Genomic DNA, 310 nt, shown 5'->3' with positions numbered 1-310 from the left:
AACATCAAATATTTCTGTACGCCGTGGTTTAGAAGAAGTTGGATTTACAGATGTAACAGTTGTAAAAGAGCAAGAGTTACCAGATCCGAACTTCTCTACAGTAAAATCACCGAACCCAGAAGAGCATGCAGCATTTGAATATGCAATTCGTGACGGTGAGAAGGTAGGCGCAGATGTGTTAATCGCAACGGATCCTGATGCAGACCGCCTTGGTGTAGCAGTTCGTAATCACGATGGTGAGTTCCAAGTATTAACTGGTAACCAAACAGGTGCATTAATGCTTGATTACTTATTATCTCAAAAGAAAGAA

General features: G+C 41.0%; 1 pseudogene. It reads left to right on the top strand.

From position 1 onward, the window contains the following. Positions 1–310 (top strand): annotated as a pseudogene (locus tag MR083_RS28355) (phospho-sugar mutase); the annotation flags it as partial.

It is taken from the genome of Bacillus cereus group sp. BfR-BA-01408 (assembly GCF_022663305.1).
Classification (GTDB): domain Bacteria; phylum Bacillota; class Bacilli; order Bacillales; family Bacillaceae_G; genus Bacillus_A; species Bacillus_A pacificus.
The sequence above is the reverse complement of the archived record's forward strand: the minus strand, read 5'-3'. Positions and strand labels throughout refer to the sequence as shown.